This is a genomic window from Ruegeria sp. BHSB064 (assembly GCF_059613205.1).
In genome coordinates, this window is record NZ_JBXWSB010000105.1 from 1 (window position 1) to 16,209 (window position 16,209).

At 52.2% G+C, this 16,209-nt stretch carries 18 protein-coding genes; 3 read left to right on the forward strand and 15 right to left on the reverse strand.

Going from position 1 to position 16,209, the window contains the following annotated elements; translation table 11 throughout:
* The 4 genes from AC2FNU_RS19355 to AC2FNU_RS19370 form a co-directional block, all read right to left on the reverse strand.
* Positions 1–710: extracellular solute-binding protein (locus AC2FNU_RS19355; protein ID WP_496791677.1), on the reverse strand; the 710-nt coding region annotated here is incomplete at its 3' end.
* Between the two features lie 19 nt (positions 711–729).
* Positions 730–1,539, reverse strand: coding sequence for an ABC transporter permease (locus AC2FNU_RS19360; protein WP_496791678.1), 810 nt, complete (start codon positions 1,537–1,539; stop codon positions 730–732).
* 3 nt (positions 1,540–1,542) lie between these two features.
* Positions 1,543–2,472 (reverse strand): ABC transporter permease, encoded by a 930-nt coding sequence (locus tag AC2FNU_RS19365; RefSeq protein ID WP_496791679.1) that lies wholly within the window; start codon positions 2,470–2,472, stop codon positions 1,543–1,545.
* Entirely contained in the window at positions 2,472–3,563 is a 1,092-nt protein-coding gene (locus AC2FNU_RS19370) for an ABC transporter ATP-binding protein (protein ID WP_496791680.1), read from the reverse strand. The genes AC2FNU_RS19365 and AC2FNU_RS19370 overlap by 1 nt, the downstream gene beginning before the upstream one ends.
* Positions 3,564–4,074: 511 nt before the next feature.
* Between AC2FNU_RS19370 and AC2FNU_RS19375 the strand changes: the two genes are divergently transcribed.
* Positions 4,075–4,452, forward strand: a complete 378-nt coding sequence (locus tag AC2FNU_RS19375) for an iron chaperone (protein WP_496791681.1) — start codon at positions 4,075–4,077, stop codon at positions 4,450–4,452.
* A gap of 350 nt (positions 4,453–4,802) precedes the next feature.
* Here the strand turns inward: AC2FNU_RS19375 and AC2FNU_RS19380 are convergent, their stop codons facing one another.
* From AC2FNU_RS19380 to AC2FNU_RS19430, 11 genes are all read right to left on the reverse strand, one after another.
* On the reverse strand, positions 4,803–5,363 hold the full coding sequence (locus AC2FNU_RS19380; protein WP_496791682.1) for a globin domain-containing protein: 561 nt from the start codon (positions 5,361–5,363) through the stop codon (positions 4,803–4,805).
* A 462-nt stretch (positions 5,364–5,825) separates the two neighbouring features.
* On the reverse strand, positions 5,826–6,728 hold the full coding sequence (locus AC2FNU_RS19385; protein WP_496791683.1) for a LysR substrate-binding domain-containing protein: 903 nt from the start codon (positions 6,726–6,728) through the stop codon (positions 5,826–5,828).
* Positions 6,729–7,091: 363 nt separating this feature from the next.
* The gene (locus AC2FNU_RS19390; RefSeq protein ID WP_496791684.1) at positions 7,092–7,688 is read right to left on the reverse strand and encodes a LysE family translocator; all 597 of its coding nucleotides are present in this window, start codon (positions 7,686–7,688) and stop codon (positions 7,092–7,094) included.
* A 78-nt stretch (positions 7,689–7,766) separates the two neighbouring features.
* Entirely contained in the window at positions 7,767–8,303 is a 537-nt protein-coding gene (locus AC2FNU_RS19395) for a DinB family protein (RefSeq protein ID WP_496791685.1), read from the reverse strand.
* A 17-nt stretch (positions 8,304–8,320) separates the two neighbouring features.
* Positions 8,321–9,034, reverse strand: coding sequence for an aspartate/glutamate racemase family protein (locus AC2FNU_RS19400; RefSeq protein WP_496791686.1), 714 nt, complete (start codon positions 9,032–9,034; stop codon positions 8,321–8,323).
* A 183-nt stretch (positions 9,035–9,217) separates the two neighbouring features.
* Positions 9,218–10,102 (reverse strand): LysR substrate-binding domain-containing protein, encoded by an 885-nt coding sequence (locus AC2FNU_RS19405; RefSeq protein WP_496791687.1) that lies wholly within the window; start codon positions 10,100–10,102, stop codon positions 9,218–9,220.
* A gap of 359 nt (positions 10,103–10,461) precedes the next feature.
* The gene (locus AC2FNU_RS19410; protein WP_496791688.1) at positions 10,462–11,145 is read right to left on the reverse strand and encodes a LysE family translocator; all 684 of its coding nucleotides are present in this window, start codon (positions 11,143–11,145) and stop codon (positions 10,462–10,464) included.
* A gap of 76 nt (positions 11,146–11,221) precedes the next feature.
* Positions 11,222–11,620, reverse strand: a complete 399-nt coding sequence (locus tag AC2FNU_RS19415; protein WP_496791689.1) for a RidA family protein — start codon at positions 11,618–11,620, stop codon at positions 11,222–11,224.
* Between the two features lie 89 nt (positions 11,621–11,709).
* Positions 11,710–12,669, reverse strand: coding sequence for a LysR family transcriptional regulator (locus AC2FNU_RS19420; RefSeq protein ID WP_496791690.1), 960 nt, complete (start codon positions 12,667–12,669; stop codon positions 11,710–11,712).
* Positions 12,670–12,712: 43 nt separating this feature from the next.
* Positions 12,713–13,093, reverse strand: a complete 381-nt coding sequence (locus AC2FNU_RS19425) for a nuclear transport factor 2 family protein (RefSeq protein WP_496791691.1) — start codon at positions 13,091–13,093, stop codon at positions 12,713–12,715.
* Positions 13,094–13,482: 389 nt separating this feature from the next.
* Complete coding sequence (locus AC2FNU_RS19430; protein WP_496791692.1) at positions 13,483–14,400, reverse strand: calcium-binding protein; 918 nt, start codon at positions 14,398–14,400, stop codon at positions 13,483–13,485.
* A gap of 331 nt (positions 14,401–14,731) precedes the next feature.
* Here AC2FNU_RS19430 and AC2FNU_RS19435 point away from each other — a divergent pair, with 331 nt between their 5' ends.
* A complete protein-coding gene (locus tag AC2FNU_RS19435) occupies positions 14,732–15,637 on the forward strand; it encodes a LysR substrate-binding domain-containing protein (protein WP_496791693.1) in 906 nt (301 codons plus the stop codon).
* A gap of 248 nt (positions 15,638–15,885) precedes the next feature.
* The gene (locus tag AC2FNU_RS19440) at positions 15,886–16,167 is read left to right on the forward strand and encodes a dihydrofolate reductase family protein (RefSeq protein WP_496791694.1); all 282 of its coding nucleotides are present in this window, start codon (positions 15,886–15,888) and stop codon (positions 16,165–16,167) included.
* The last annotated feature ends 42 nt before the right edge of the window (positions 16,168–16,209 follow it).

Here is a 16,209-nt window from a genome sequence, read left to right on the forward strand (position 1 = left end):
TGACGGGCCTTTGCAGCAAAACCGTCATAGATCATTCCAACATCAGCATCGCCAGAGACCAGAACCTCTTTCGCTGTGTCCGAGTTGAACGAAGCCCAGTGCTGTTTCGCCTCTTGAAGCATTCCGTTCAGGGCTTTCAGCTGCTCGCGATCTGTCGAACACTGCGGGATACCCATGTGCAGTGCCGCCAGCGCCATCACTTCACCCTGGCTGTCAAGAACGTTGATACGACCCTGCAATTCAGCCGGAGGGTTAAACAATATGTCGGTAGACTGAATGTCGCCACCATAGGCGTCGCGGTTCACAGCAAAGCTGGTCGAGCCCCACTGGTAGGGGATCGAGGATTGGCGACCCGGATCAAAGCTGGGATCGGCCCATTCCGGCTGGATGTTGCCTTTGTTTTGCAGCTCGCCATCCGCGATGGTGTCCAGCATTCCTTCGCCTGCCATGATCGCGACCATATAGTCGCCGGGCACCGAAACGTCATAGGTGCCGATCCCACCTGCCTTGAGCGAGGCCAGCATCGCCTCGTTCGAGTCGTAGGTATCCATGGTGACGGTGATGCCGGTTTCTTCGGTGAACTTGTCCAGAAGCTCTTGAGGCATGTATTCGAACCAGTGGTAGACAACCAGTTCGCCTTCGGCTGCTGCGGCGTTCGCGCCAATGGCCAGAGCAAGGGCAGCAACGCCGCTTTTCATCATGTGTTTCATGTTTCTCTCCATCTGTTGGTTATTTTGTGTTGTCAGCCTTGCTGACGAAATAGCTGATCGTGACCATGACGATGGACACGCTCAGCAACATGGTCGAAATCGCCATGATATTCGGTTTGATCCCCTGTTTGACCGACCCAAAGATCGCTGTGGGTAGGGTTTCGACACCCGCGCCCTTCACGAAGTTGGTGATGATGAAGTCATCCAGACTAACGATAAAAGCCAGCAGGAAACCTGAGATGATGCCTGGCATCATCAGCGGCAGAAGGATCTTGGTGAACGCCTGCCGTTTGGTTGCGTACAGGTCCAGCGCGGCTTGTTCGTAACTGTCTTCGATCCCCTGCATCCGGGCCGAGATCGGCAGGTAGGCAAAGGGAATGCAAAAGGCGATATGGGCCAGCAGGATCGTTAAAAGCCCACGCTCGAACCCAATCGAGTTAAAGAAGATCAGGGTTGCGACCGCCAGAACAATCTCGGGCACCATCAGCGGCAAGCTGATCAGTCCGAAGGACAATGTGCGAAAACGGAATTTGCCCCCGCGCACCATCCCCGTTGCGGCCAATGTAGCAATGGCTGTCGCTGTGGTTGCGGCAATGATCGCGATAATAAAGCTGTTTTTGGCCGCTGTTTTGAATTTGGCACTTTCAGGTCCGGTAAAGACATCCGCGTACCAGCGCAGCGAGACACCTTCCCAATTGGTCAGCGATTGCGAGGCGTTGAAACTGTAGATCGTCACCACGATAAGCGGGGCATAAAGGATGACCAGACAGAGCAGCGTGATCCCCTTGAAGCCGGTATAGGACTTGATATCGAACTGCTTGCTTGCCATGGTTCAGCCCCCCGCCTTGTCGGCCTTGGCCTGCTGGCGGGCCGAGAACATCAGGATGATCAGTACCATTGTCAGCAAGATCATCGACGCGGCTGCGCCAAACGGCCAGTTACCTGCATTGCCCTTGAACTGTTCCTCAATCAGCGAACCGATCATGAAGTTCTTGGCACCCCCCAGCAGATCGGGTGCAAGGAACGAGCCCATCGATGGCACAAAGACCAGAATGCAGCCCGCAATAACGCCCGGTTTAACCGCAGGAAGCAGCACCCGCCGCAACGTCGTCCATTTCGACGCGTAGAGGTCAGCCGCAGCTTCGGACAGAGCGAAGTTATAGCGCTCAACCGCTGCATAGATCGGCAGAACCATGAAGGGCAGGTAGGAATAGAACAGCCCCAGTTGCACGGCGAAATTGGTATTCACGATGTGCAGGGGGCTGTCGATCAGACCAATATTGATCAGAAAATCATTCAGCGGCCCCTGATCGCGCAACAGAAACTTCATCGACACGGTTCGGATCAAGAGGTTCACCCAATAAGGGATGGTGATCAGGAACACCCAGATCGGACGCATGCTCGCGGACCGGGTCGCGATGAAATAGGCCGTCGGGAACCCGATCACGAGGCTCAGAACTGTAGCTGCCGCAGCCTGCCATATTGAGCGCCAGAAGATTGCGATATAGGTCCATTCGATCTGTGGCGGGTCATCGCCGAACAAGCCGCGATCAAAGAAGAACTGATCATAAGCTGACAAAGAAAATTCCCAGATCACGCCGCCCCGGAACTCTTTCGTCAGGAAAGAGTAGATCAGCATCATGATTACCGGTGCCAATACCAGAATGGCCAGTGTCACCCAGGCAGGTAACAGCAGCCAATTACGGGCTTCTTTGTAGGTATCCGTTGTCGCGCTGCCGCCGCTTGCCGCACCCGCCGCCATCAGTCGACCAGGAGGCGCCCGGCCCCCAGCTCCATGTTGACGTACATTTCGGTGCCCGGCTCGAATATGCGCTTGTTGCCACGATCCGAGTTTGAGGTGCGGACGACGAAATCAGGTCCGTCCTGCAAATCCACAATTGTTGTGATGTCTGTCCCGACAAAGATGTTTTCTTTGATCCGGCCTTTGAGGCTTTCTGCTTCCGCAGGTGTCTCTGACATGTACAGCCGCTCTGGTCGGATTGACATGTGAACCTTGGACCCAACATCAATCCCGTCAACCGCGTTGCAGGTCAACTCGTGCCCGCCGCCAAGGTGGCATATTGCGCGGCCATTCTCGATACCGTCTACGGAAACCTCCAACAGGTTGGTCTCGCCGATAAAATCAGCCACAAACATGTTATGCGGACGTTCATAGATATCAGTCGGACTGCCAAGTTGCTGCATCTCGCCCGCAGACATGACCGCAATGCGGTCAGACATGGTCAGCGCTTCCTCTTGGTCGTGGGTGACAAATATGAACGTGATCCCGGTTTCGCGCTGCAAGTGTTTCAACTCAAGCTGCATGGCTTTACGCAGCTTCAGATCCAGCGCAGATAGTGGTTCGTCCAACAACAAAACCTTAGGTCTGGGAGCCAGCGCGCGGGCCAGTGCAACGCGCTGTTGCTGCCCCCCCGACAACTGGCTGGGCTTGCGCGCCGAAAACTGCGAGAGTTGGACCAGTTCCAGCATCTCGCCTGCTTTCTTACGCGCCTCGGGCTTTGAGGCACCGCGCATTTCCAACCCGAACGCCACGTTGTCCAGAATCGTCATGTGCGGAAACAGAGCATAGTTCTGGAAAACCGTGTTCACCGGTCGCTTGTTGGGCGGCAGGTTTTCGATCTCATCGCCGTAAAGGAAGATCGCGCCTTCGGTAACGGCCTCGAACCCGGCGATCATTCTCAAAAGCGTGGTCTTCCCGCAACCGGACGGACCCAGCAGCGTGAAGAACTCATTGTCCATGATCGACAGAGAGATCTTTTTCAGCGCTGTAAAATCACCATAACGTTTTACCGCGTCACGCACATCAATCGCGATATTTTCCTTGTCAGACAAATTGCGCCCCCCTGAGCACCGCGAAGTTCCCTTCAGGTATATACGGGCTGCGTAATCGTCCTAAGAACTGACTTCCTCATCAAACATTAGGATTTGCCTAATCATTTTTCTTATTGGCCATAGATCAATGTATAATCTCTTTTATGCCAGCAATTTGGGCACAAAGAAAATCCCGCTGCGTGGACGCGAAGCGCAGCTTTCTGTTCGAGCGTGATCTCTGAAGCACCGGACGTTCCGAGATCTGAAGCAGAGCCCTTTGTAGAAACGGAAAACGCTGAACCCTTGTTTAGCACTTTCAGATTTGGGTCTAACGATCAGCATGCGTTCTTCATGCCACTTGCACAGTCGACTGTCGTCAAGCAGCAAAAAACTGTCAGCTACTTGCTTTTGTTAAGGGTATCGGAAAAGCGAAACCCGGCAATTCATGTATGTCCCACAAACTCGGCGCAGCTTGAAACCAGGTGGCACCCAGCTTAGGTTTTTTTCGTCCATGTTCGAATAGAGGCTATCGATGCTAAGCGAAGCCAAAACACCTTCTGAGTACATCGACCAACTGGATGACGATTGGCGACGTAATACGCTGTTAGATCTGCGTGACGTCATTTTGAAGCAGTCGCCACAACTTGAAGAACGCATACACTATAAGATGTTGGGCTTCGGAAACGGTGAGGACTTTGTGTTTCACCTGAATGTTCAGAAAGCCTATGTCAGTCTTTATGTCGGTAATGCTTCAAAGATCGATGCCAGTGGACAGCTTCTGCATGGCTTGAGCGTGGGGAAAGGGTGTATTCGGTTCAAAAAGACGACAGAAGTAGCAGGCACCAGAATAGACGAATTCATTGCTCTCGCCGTTAAACTCTGGCGAGAAGGCGAGGATATCGACTGCTGACCTGGCACGCCGGTCAAGTACGACTGCGTAGTGGCTTCAGCCTCGATGCGGTTTCAAGAACATACGGGCCATCTGGTTGTCCGAAAACAATACTCGAAACTGTCCTTTTTCGCCCTCTAGCTGTAAATTTGGGTCGAATGTTCGGCGCAGAAAACAATACTAAAGGCGTGCGGGCGAGCACGGACCAAGCGCATTGAACCGAAGCCGTGAAACAGCCAATGTTTCTTCTTTCAAAATCTCTTCTTGATGGCCTACTACGTCCTTTTCTGATGTTGGAACCCAGTTTGGCAGCCAATACACTTAGTCGATTTCAACACAAGGACGGCTGTTTTTACCTAATACGCCGCTCCTTAACCTTCGCAATTTGACTGCTTGCGGTATGCAGCGTCGATCATATCACCAGCCAATGCATCATAGGCAAGCGACCACGAGCTCAAAACTTCCTCGGTGGCGGTGTCTTCCAAAACCAGCACAAGCATTTTCACAAGTGCCGCTTTCACGACCTGATAATGCTGTTCTTCAACACCGTAGGCCAGATGACGCAGAGCCAGATCATGAACGATAGGCGCCAGCTCACTCTCATCCTGAAGTTGCGAAACCACAAAACCAAGTGTGCTCATGAGCTTAGAAGCCTGAACGGACATATCATTTAGGAACATTTGACGCGTTTCGGGCGAGATTTCAAAAAGACATTCATAAAACACTTCGCCAGCACGCTTGATGCTGCCGGACAACAAAAAATAACTGCTCCGAATGTTTTCAATATCGGCTTGGCAGATTTTCATTGACCGTCCCTCTCCTGCCTTTCGATTCTTTGTGTTGGAAATACCCAATCCGTTTTGTGATGCAGACATAAAGCAGAAAACGGAATTCTGAATTTGGATCAATAAGCAAAATAGAATGTACGTCATGCAATTTTGCACAAACATACTGAATGCGTTTTTCAACCATACAAAAAGAAGTACTGCTTCGCAAAAAACGCCTTGCCTCGGACCATATATTAACTCAGCTAATGTCTTTCTTGGCGTTTCAATTGGCGCCTCTTTCCGTTTGGCAGCTAAAAAGCCGCATAAAACTTCGAGGAGGCACAGATCATGCCATTTAACAAAAAATCAGGGCTTTTGGCTGCCATTCGGTCCTGGATCCGGCGCCGCCGAAATCTGAATGTTCCAGGTCATGATTTTGACTATTGGTCCGAGCACATGAGACGAGATATTGGTTGGCCCAATGATCGTAGACGCTCAGTCACCAAAAGAGGGGTGGAGATCACGCGGTGTGACTGCACGTTTCGATGATTTCGGCGCATGAACTATTCGTCAACAATAAGCGGCAAAACGTAACTGCCACAAGATTCCCGCATTCCAATGCGGTGATCAGCTGGAGGGTCGAAAAATCTTGGTTTCACGCTCCAGCCACTTTCTAAACCTTTTTATTTTGACAGAGTTCCGACGCCCTTCTGGATAGACCAGATAATAACCGCTTCCGTCGTCCCCAAGAATATCAAAGGGTTGGACGAGAGACCCGCGATCCAATTCCTCTTGGAAAAATGCCGGCGTGAGCATGGCGACACCCTGACCAGCGATGGCGGCCTGTGCCTCGACGACTTGCGGGCCGAAATGAACACGATCAGAAACCGCATCCGTTGTCCGGCCTATACCAGCCTTTTCAAACCAGTTGAGCCACCAGGGGTCATCTTTGGACAAAATCGGAAGCCTCAACAAGTCTTCTGGGTCGTTAATGCCGCCAATTGTTTCCTCCAATTTCGGTGACATCATTGGCGTGAAAAGCGTCGGCAGCAATAGCTTGGAAATGAGTCCGGGCCAATGCCCCGCTCCTCCGCGTATTGCCACATCGAATTCACCAGAAGACAGATCTGCAAGCGTTTCACTGATCTCGACCCGTACGGCGATTTCCGGGTTGTTCAGCTGAAAAGACCCAAGTCGCCGAGCCAAAAAATTTGTCGCAAAGGTCGGGATGACACTGATCGAAAGCGTTCCTTCTGCTGACCCTTTGGCGTCGGCATAGGCATCTGCCAACAGATCCAATGCGGTCGCAACTTGCACGGAAAACCGATGTCCGCACGCAGTTAGCGAAACACCGCGGGCATGGCGCTCGAACAGCGGGGATCCAATGCGTTCTTCCAGAACTTTTATCTGATAGCTCACGGCAGCCTGAGTCATGCCCAACTCATTTGCAGCAGCCGTGAAGTTCCCAAGGCGAGCGGCAGAATCAAACACGCGAATTGTTGCAGATGGAGGGAGGTCGCGAGCGGCCATCGATAAATTCCATTTATGGATAAAAGGCACAACTGATTGGTGTTTTGCCAGTCGTCCAGCACAATGTCAAATTAGGGATGCTTCGTTTCGAATTGTTTGTAACGGGATCGAAAAATGATAATTGGATTTAGGAATAGAAACAAATCTGGATCAAGCAAGTCCGCCTCATTGACGTCGGACTCAAAACGCTTCAACACCAGTTTTTCCAAAGGTGTGGTTCGCCATCAGCTTGCCCCCTGTAATTCGAAAAATCAAATTGTCCAAGAAATAAAATTGAACAAATACATTTGTATTGCCCATTATTTGTTCCGATTTGATTGAATTGTGAAAAAAATGCACCTATGCCTTTCTCGCGCAATCCGATCAGATCCAAAGAGCAATAATCGAAAATACCAAAAAGACTGCCATTACAGTATTAAAAATATTCCACTGTCGATCTGTACACAATAATTTGGCGACCAGGCTGCCAGCCAAGACCCAAAATGACAGAGACACACTTGCGGAACCTGCAAAAACGAAACCCAGAATCGCAGCTTTTACAAAAGTGCTCTCCGAAAGCTGCGAAAACGAACCTGCTACACCAAATGCCATGGCCCAGGCCTTGGGATTCACGCATAACAAGAAAGCCCCTGCAAGGAGGCTGATAGGGCGTTTGTCCTCAACATTGGCGGGTTTAGGCGGACCTGAACGCATTGTTTTCCAGGCCAGCCACAGCAAGTAACCTGATCCTAACAACCCGATTACAACTTGAAGGGCCGGGAAAGACGCAAACACTACGGCCAACCCGGTGCCTGCAATTGCTACCAGACACGCCAAAGCAAGAGCGATGCCAGAAATGAGCGGCAAGCTTTTTCGATAACCGAACCGAGCGCCGGAAGCCGTTGCAAGTGTCGTTGCGCCACCCGGCGATCCCGTGGCCACAAGAGCGAAAACCACAAGGGCCGAAAGCTGCTCAGGCAAAGCTTGGTCTCCTTTTTTGTGCCTTCGGTGGTGTAGTCACAGAGAGAACGACACATGCGGTTTTGAATTACAGTCGTTTCATGACAAAGCCCCACAGCGCTGTTTTGCAATCGTCGGCCAAACATCTCGCAAGAAGACAGTCAGGTCGTTTGGCGCAAAGGGTATCTTGTAAGGGAAAAGCAGCGCGCTCACGAAACCCCTGTGGTAGGTGGCATGGTTGACAAGGTGCAAAACAATATCCCGCCTTGTCATCGCTCCGGCACCACCACCAACAAATTCAAATCTAACAGTTTCGTTCAACTCTGCATCGGTCCAGGTCTTCGCCTGCTTGACATAAAACTCATTGATTTCGCGAAGCTGTCTTGCGACTTCACTAAAGGGGATGGGGTGGTCCCGATGGCGAGCCGTGTATGGGTGCGCTCGACCCTCAAGATGAGCCCTGAACATCTCAGCTACGACGAGTGTGTGATCGAAGGTGCCAGAGATCGATTTGAACAATGTGTCGCGCGGTTCCATCAGGGTTTCGTCGGAAAGCTGTTCCGCGTTTTTCAACATGACGTCGTCGGCCCAGGCCATGTAGGCAGCCATTTTATGCGGGTAGGAAAACTCGGGCATTGGCTTCTCCAGTTCTTTCAGGGAATGGGATTGGTTTGTGTCTGTGACGGCAATGGAGATTTTTCAATCGAAGCCATTGCCAGAAGGGCAAATACGTGAATGTCCACAACATCCAGCACCCTGAAACCCGGGTCGATACCATCAAAGGCAAGCGCCAGATCCGTTCCAGCCAGCAAAATAGCGTCTGCACCTTGTTTCGAGACCATATCAGCACCTGCATCAACAAACGTTTGGCGTTGCGTGACGGTGCAGATGCCCGATCTGGCCATTGTCATGTATTGATTTCCAAGGTCCGGAAAATCGTCTGACGGTACGACGGTTCGGGTGCGTCTCAACCCATCAAAAAGGTGAGTTCTGATCACCTCGGCGCTGCCCAACACTCCAACCGTGCCCATCTCGTGCCGGGCACAGTATTGGTCGATCATTTCTATCCCGTTCAGGATGTTGGCCGAGCACAACGCTTTTGTTTGCTCGAGACAGAAATGGCCCGCGATCGCTGTGATCAAAATCACTTGGCAACCCGACGCACGTAAGCTGTCTGCATGACTTGCAAAGACCCGGCCCTGCGCTTGTGCGTCATTGCGCTCAATATTGGAAGCAAGCCTTCCAATGTCCGCATGGGAAATTGTAAGGTTCAGCGGCACCCCTGCAGCCCCGAATTCCTCTGCAAGCCGCAAGTAGTATTTTACGGTTGCAGCAGGTCCAATGCCACCAATCAATCCTATGTGCATCCGGACAACCTTTACCTGCTGACAGAGCAACTCCGACGCTTTTCCAATCAGAACAAAAGCGACATGAAAAACCTTCGTTGGTCCAGATACCTGAATGCTTAAGCGGCTGACCAATCAGAAACCGGGCATTCGATACAAACCTGGCTTATCTCTTTTTGTGCCTGAACGCTGCTGTGCAATCCCCTACTCGATCTGACCGAGTTCTTGCACAAGCCAGTTTCGGAACAAATGCATCGACCTGGATCTTCGATGTCTGTCAGATTCCACGAACCAGTAAGAAATCCCTGTCCGAAATCGCCCCGGAAATGGAGCAACCAATTGACCGGATTCCAAAGACCGTTGCGCCAGGGTTTCCCAAGCCAGAAAAACGCCCTGGCCTGCGACAGCCGCATCAACGCAGAGCGATGCATCTGAAAACACCGGGCCAGAACTCAGTGCGGCGTCACTCATACCATTTGGTCCAAGCCACACGTCCCAGGTGAACATCGAGACGGGCTCGCGAATGATCGGAACGGTCGTCAGGTCCTTCAAGTTGCCCAATTTCCGGGCCATTTCAGGCGAGCATACGGGAAAAACACGTTGCGGAAAGAGTTCTTCTGAACGCACTCCTGGCCAATCACCGCGGCCCACCCGAATACAGGCGTCCACTTCCCCTGGCCGAGGCTCGATAAGATCGACGGAAGCATCAATTCGGACGCGAATTTCAGGATGCGCCATTTGGAAATCACCTAAACGCCAGACAAGCCACTTACTGGCAAAAACAGGTGCAACAGAAATGGTGATCCACCCGTCTATCCGTTGACGTGCCGCCAAAATGCCGGCCTCCAGGTTTCTAAATCCGTCCGACAAGTGCAACGAGACATCGCTCCCGATTTTTGTCGGCACCAGACCGGTTGGCTTTCGGTCAAACAAACGACACCCGAGCTGCGTCTCGGCTTTTTGAATTTGTTGACTAACCGCACCGGGTGTTACGCCCAGTTCCTCCGCCGCCGCGCGCACCGATCCCAAGCGGGCAACAGCCTCGACCGCACGTAAGGCACCAAGCTGGAATTTGTTCAGACTATGCATTTAGCTTTTCTAAATAGCTGGTGAGAAAGGATGCATTCTTTTAACACAGGATTTTCTTAGATTTAAGGAATGCTAACCCTACTCAGCAGACTAACCACACATATTCTGAAACGGCGCGACCTCGCTCTCGGCGGACAAAAGCGCGGCGCCACGGCATCGAACTCTTTAGAGAAGGAATGGAGACGTAATCCGCTTTCACATCCAGCCCTGCGATGCATGTCAAAACGTGAGATCTCGGACCTGCCGTTTGACCCGGAAAACGTGGACCCGGTTTAGTGACCATTACGCGACAAGCCGTAGGGACACGATGTCCGAAACACGGAAGACGGCGTTCTTTTTGTCACTCACCGTTTTTGGTATTATCGGGAAATCTGCGCAACCACGTGTTTTACCGGCGCGATCATCATCCAAAACCCCACCCCAATCATAGCGCCACCAGAAACTGCGTTGGTCAGCCAAGCATTTGAACCTTGGGAATTTCGTTCCCTGAATTTCTTCTGAGCGAATATTGCCAACAAAGACAGCACCGTGAGGCAGACAAATCCGTTTACGTACATGAAAAATCCCAGGATCAGGATCTGCAAGCTGATATTTCCCAACTCTGGCGCCACGAATTGTGGCAAAAAGGACGTTAGAAGCACGATCATTTTTGGGTTGCCCAGATTGGTGGCCAGCCCTTGCAAAAAAGGAACTGACAGCGGTTCGTTGCTGATTGGTAACGGTGACAATCCAGAGCCCGAACGGTCGCGACGGCGAAGAAGGGCGCCGTGGAGAAGCCTTGTACCGATGTAGATCAGATAAAGTGCTCCTGCTGCCCGGATTGCCATCCACACAGCCGGTGAAAGTTGGTTGATAAAATCCAGACCAAACGCAATTGCTGGCACAAACACCAGGCCCGCCGAGACAACACCCAACGTTGTTGCAATCGCATGTCTCAATCCCTGGGATACCGCCCGCGACACCACCAGAATACTGTCTGGTCCGGGCGTCAGGAACATCGACGCGTGGATCGCGATCATCAGAAAAACAAGACCCCAGTCCATAACTATCCTTCATTCACTTCCGAAGCAGGTTGGAAACAACCCATTGATCACAATGGCACGGCTTGTGGACCGCATATCATGCAACCGCCGTTGCCTCGATTTCGACCATCAAGTCTGGTGCCGCAAGCGCGGATACGACCAGCGTTGTGACGGAAGGCGCAGCGCCGGTATTCCATCGAGCCTGTCTGACTTCAGACAACTCAGGCAAGTATTTCGCGTCCGTGACGTAGTAAACAACACGCACAATGTTCTCGGCTGACATCCCGACGGACGCCAGCAGAGCCTCGACGTTGTCTATGCTCTGATGCGTTTGGTCTTTGAATGTGCTGAGGGTCGCGCCGTCTGGTCCGACGCCGATCTGACCTGACAGAAAAACAACCCTGTTGGGTGCACGCGCTTCAACCCCATGGGCATAAATGCCTTGGTATTGCTGTGGAACAGATCTGACTGTAGCCGGTGATAGTCTGGTCAACATGAACCGTCCTTTGGGTAAGTGCTTCCGAGTTCGACAAGCAGCATTGCCGGATGTCGGTTCAGGTACAAATCAAACGGCTTGATGACCCATCAGGTCCCTTTATGGGCAAGCGGTCCAGCGGCTGCCTGGGTGACACCGTTGCGAAAAACTGTACCGGGCAAGTTCAGGCCGCCATTGATTTGATGCTCATTCCTCCGCTGACTAAATAGCACCGCCGCATTTTCCCGCAAAAGACGAATTGCGACCTGTACTTTAAGGGTTTGCACCGTGTCAGGATGCACGTGCAAATGAAGCGTGCGCTCCAGTCCCATTGCGTTACCACCGACCCGCACAAGCGACGGATCCTCTTCACCAAGGCAAACCGGTAACAGCCCTTTGCCGACTCGATTGCGGATCGCGCAGTGAACCAGCGTCGGATCATTTCCGCTGAGATGTATCGCAGCATCAGACGATTTGTGCCTATCCATAAATTTGGCGGGCGCTCTTCGTTGTGCGGTATCATCAGCCAAAGTAATCCATCCCAGTTCGGTGGGGTCCAATTCGGCATGGGCGTAGACGGCAAAAGGAACATCGCAGAGCCTTATCGAGAACTCACCCATCTGCGGTGTGTCTTCGAACCACAAAGAAACGCTTGCCGGTGTCCAAGATGAAATCGCTGGGATGCCAGCATTCAACCTGACAGACAGATTGGGATGTTCTGCCAACATTCCGGGCAATAGCCGATCCGCTACGCGAGTCAAAAGCCAGTGCTCACCTGCAATGCGCAACTCACCCGTAGGCTGCCCTGAAGGAGATGCGGCTAACTCCTCAATCCGACTGGCGCGGCGCTCGATCTCCATTGCATCTGCAATGATGCGTTCGCCAGCTTCGGTAGGGATTATCCCTGTTTTCGACCTTAGGAACAGAATGGTTCCCAAGGCTGCCTCCAAAGCCGACAACCTGCGTCCAACGGTGGACTGGTCAATACCGAGACTTGCCGAAGCCCGCGTCAGTGATCCGGATCTGATCAAAGCCAGTAATACGCGCAGATCGTCCCAATTAAGTTTCATTAGATTTTTCCACCACCAACATGTTGGCGCACCCAGACGCAATTCAGCTTTCGTCGATCAACCGGGCAATCTTGCCGTTTTTGACCTCAAACAAAGAAGAGCCGCTGAGTTGAAGGACTTCACCTTCCCTGGGGCCGTCAGGAAAGTCTGTGGCTGCAGTCGCAAGAAAAAAGATTTTGGCTGCAGTGAACTGACCAACTGAGATGTAATCAATGACGTCCTGCTTGCGCGAGGAAAACAGCTTCAAAGCAGCCAATGCCATCTCTTGAAATTCTGTCTTGTTTTCGGCGCTTGCATTCACTTCGCCATCAGAAACATTCTGAAATTCAATCGCGTCATCGAGGCATTCCAACATGGCATCAACATCACGCGCATTGTATGCGCTAATGTAGCGCTCAATGACCGCTGGCAAACAGTCGGACACAACAGAGCTCCTTAAACCAGAAACAAACGTACACCCTGAGACGAATACTCCGGAATTTTCGCACGCTCCAATTAAGCCTCAGGGGTGTCCATTAAGCCAACTTATGGCGAAGCGTGCATAGTGGTGCAGGCGTCTTTCACAAATCACGCAGCAAATGATCCGTTAAGTGGTGAAAGGCTTGTTTCTTTGATCCGCCTGGTCTGCAATTCATGGCAGCTGGGATGGGCCCGAACAAGTTCTTGAACCCAACTCGGTCCGGACCTGTGGACCTGACGGCAGACGTTCCGCAATCGCGCTGCATCAAAATCCCGAGCACAGCCGCGCGTGTTGAATATCACGCAAACGCACGGCGCCAACCCAATAGGATGGGTCGGCACCCTTCAAACGTGTCAGATTAGAATAGCCTGCTCCAACTCCGCCTGAAGTTGCAGCGCGGTCAGATCCTCTACAAATGCGATCTGCGTCAATCCCGAGCCAATTACGTCCGCCCACAATTCGGCACCTCCATCACTTTCAAGAGCTATAACGTTTTGGATCAGCGTCTCACCCGGCGCGATGTCCAGCGAGTCTGCCGCGAACGCAAAAGTGTCTGCATCTATCTCGAAATCTGTAATCGTGTCGGTACCGGCGTAAGCGCTGTCCAGGTTACGAAACACAAACGTATCTGCGTCAGCCCCGCCGGTCAGCGCGTTGGAACCTGTCCCGCCTTCCAAAAAATCAGACCCGCTGCCACCGATTAGCGTGTCGTCTTCGGGGCCTCCAAGCAGAACATCCGCACCACCCATACCACTCAGGACGTCGTCACCTGCCGAGCCGACAATCTGTTCAATCCCGGCAGTTCCAACCAGCAGATCGTCCCCGTTTGTTCCATTGATCTGAGTGTATTCGGTTTTCCACGGCAAGCCGTCGTTGCGGGTAATGCTTCCACCGGCAATATCCCAAATAATAATGTCTGGAAGATCGACATCATCATCAGGCTTCGGGGGTCTGCTGTCATCATCGTCATCGCGGATCATGAAATCCGGCAGCCCGCCTTCCGCTTCCCTTGAAATGATGCTACCGCCATCAATGTCCCAAATGATGATGTCGGGCAGATCAACTTCATCGTCCCCAGCAATCGCTGTTGATGCGACATTCCCTCCGGCAAGGTCCCAAAGAATAGGAACAGGAATATCAACATCATCGTCCCCCGGAGCACGGTGCGGGTGCCCGCCCGGAGTATGCTCCGTTGTTACTGGTCGCGTATCATTGGAATCTTCACGCGTTAATTCGCACCCAACTTTGGCGCGTTCAAGTTCACTTGGCATTGTTTGACTTCCTTCACTTGGCTCTAACGGCTCAAACTGGCAAAAGGAACGGATCGTCTGAAATGAAGCGCAACTCCTGTTCGCTTAGACTTGGATAATCAAAGCGACCCGCGCGCGGAACCTGCGGCCTTGCAACACGCTCTTGCACGGGCGCATGAGACCGTTTGACACCCGCAAAGCCACGTTCAAACAGGTGCTGCTTGGCCTTGCACTTTGGCCGGCTGAAACACACGTGTCCGGCAACTGTTGAAACCTCTCACGTATGACGGGTACGCTTTTGTGCGCGCGCTGCTCGTTCAAGCCTCAAAAGTCCAAACCCAGAGAACCGATTATGGCCACCCGAGACGTACCCCCGATGCCTGCAATTCGTGTCTTCGATGCGGCAGCGCGTCATGGGAACTTTTCCTCAGCGTCGGAAGAGCTTGGGATGACTCAGGCGGCCGTGAGTTATCAGATCAAAGTGCTCGAAGAACGCGTTGGCGCCCCACTTTTTGACCGGCACGCAAGAGGGGTCACCTTGACCCCGATCGGTAAAGCGTTCGCAAGTCAAATTATTCCCGCGATGAATGCGATCTGCGAAGCTTATTCCGAAGCAAAAGGAACGTCACAACAGACGCTCACGATCAATTCGATCCCTACTTTTGCGACCCATTTCCTGTCTGGTGCACTGCGACTTTTTCAGGAACAAAACCCAAAAATTAGCGTACGCGTCGAGATCAGCGAAAACTTTGTTGAGTTAGAATCAATAGATTGCGACATGGCAATTCGGCTTGGTGACGGTGAGTTCGGGGGATTGGAATGTCGTATGCTGTTTCCGGCGGTTTTCACGCCAATGCTGGCTCCGGAACTGGCTGCATCCATCGACAAGTTGACCCGTTATGAAGATCTTCTTCAACTGCCAGCCTTATCTCCGGGCGACCCAAGGTGGCAGATCTGGCTATCGGCAGCCGGGGTTGACACAACGGGCTTCAGCCCAGACGCCACCCGGCATTTCGGAACGCAAATGATTGAGGCGCAAGCTGCAATCGAGGGTCACGGGGTTGCCATGCTTACACCAGCTTTCTTCGAACGCGAGTTAGCGGCAGGCGCGTTGATACAACCTTTTGAGTTGCTCGGTGATGATGGAAATAGCTACTGGCTGATAAATGGACGAAACCGCGGCAACTCTGTCAAAATGCGCACATTTCGAAATTGGCTTCTGAAGAAGACAAAGCGCCTTCGGCAGGCGCAGCCTTAGGATTCAAAACAGATGATCCAGCTGGCAGGCGGCAGCTAATTTGCGACACGAGGTTGACGGCCTCCGGCCCAATCTTTTGCTTTGCGCCGGTGACTTGGTCGTTGCGACGGTCGCCACGTTTCTGGACAAATCCGCGGTTTCGCGGTAAGCGCAGATCTCAATTTGGGAGTGCTCTGCCGATGATCAAATAGATTTCAAAACAGCAATCGCGGTCGAAAGACCATTTGAAATCTATTTCGGAGCATATCATGCAACCGGTAATCTATGACGTCGCCGTCTCGATAGACGGCTATATCTCTGGTCTGGATGGCGATGTGGCCTTGTTCGCCCATCAGGGGCCCGTAGTTGACGACTATCACAGCAGATTAGCTACCTATTCGATCGCCATAATGGGTCGGCACACTTATGAGTTCGGCTATAAGTTCGGCTTGAAACCGGGGCAAAACCCATACCCAAATATGGGCGATTGTATATTTGACAAACCCGCTAATCTTGGGGCTCCACGTCTTCTGGCCACGGCGCACGAGTGACCAATGCCCACATGTGAGGGTTTTGAAATGATGCTCGCGCAT

Bases quoted from the DNA above. Each gene is read 5' to 3' on its own strand.
- AC2FNU_RS19385 (WP_496791683.1), bottom strand. From the start codon at position 6,728: ATGGCCGCTCGCGACCTCCCTCCATCTGCAACAATTCGCGTGTTTGAT.
- AC2FNU_RS19415 (WP_496791689.1), bottom strand. From the start codon at position 11,620: ATGTTGACCAGACTATCACCGGCTACAGTCAGATCTGTTCCACAGCAA.
- AC2FNU_RS19380 (WP_496791682.1), bottom strand. From the start codon at position 5,363: ATGACGTACATTCTATTTTGCTTATTGATCCAAATTCAGAATTCCGTT.
- AC2FNU_RS19360 (WP_496791678.1), bottom strand. From the start codon at position 1,539: ATGGCAAGCAAGCAGTTCGATATCAAGTCCTATACCGGCTTCAAGGGG.
- AC2FNU_RS19410 (WP_496791688.1), bottom strand. From the start codon at position 11,145: ATGGACTGGGGTCTTGTTTTTCTGATGATCGCGATCCACGCGTCGATG.
- AC2FNU_RS19375 (WP_496791681.1), top strand. From the start codon at position 4,075: ATGCTAAGCGAAGCCAAAACACCTTCTGAGTACATCGACCAACTGGAT.
- AC2FNU_RS19430 (WP_496791692.1), bottom strand. From the start codon at position 14,400: ATGCCAAGTGAACTTGAACGCGCCAAAGTTGGGTGCGAATTAACGCGT.
- AC2FNU_RS19365 (WP_496791679.1), bottom strand. From the start codon at position 2,472: ATGGCGGCGGGTGCGGCAAGCGGCGGCAGCGCGACAACGGATACCTAC.
- AC2FNU_RS19395 (WP_496791685.1), bottom strand. From the start codon at position 8,303: ATGCCCGAGTTTTCCTACCCGCATAAAATGGCTGCCTACATGGCCTGG.
- AC2FNU_RS19435 (WP_496791693.1), top strand. From the start codon at position 14,732: ATGGCCACCCGAGACGTACCCCCGATGCCTGCAATTCGTGTCTTCGAT.
- AC2FNU_RS19440 (WP_496791694.1), top strand. From the start codon at position 15,886: ATGCAACCGGTAATCTATGACGTCGCCGTCTCGATAGACGGCTATATC.
- AC2FNU_RS19420 (WP_496791690.1), bottom strand. From the start codon at position 12,669: ATGAAACTTAATTGGGACGATCTGCGCGTATTACTGGCTTTGATCAGA.
- AC2FNU_RS19405 (WP_496791687.1), bottom strand. From the start codon at position 10,102: ATGCATAGTCTGAACAAATTCCAGCTTGGTGCCTTACGTGCGGTCGAG.
- AC2FNU_RS19400 (WP_496791686.1), bottom strand. From the start codon at position 9,034: ATGCACATAGGATTGATTGGTGGCATTGGACCTGCTGCAACCGTAAAA.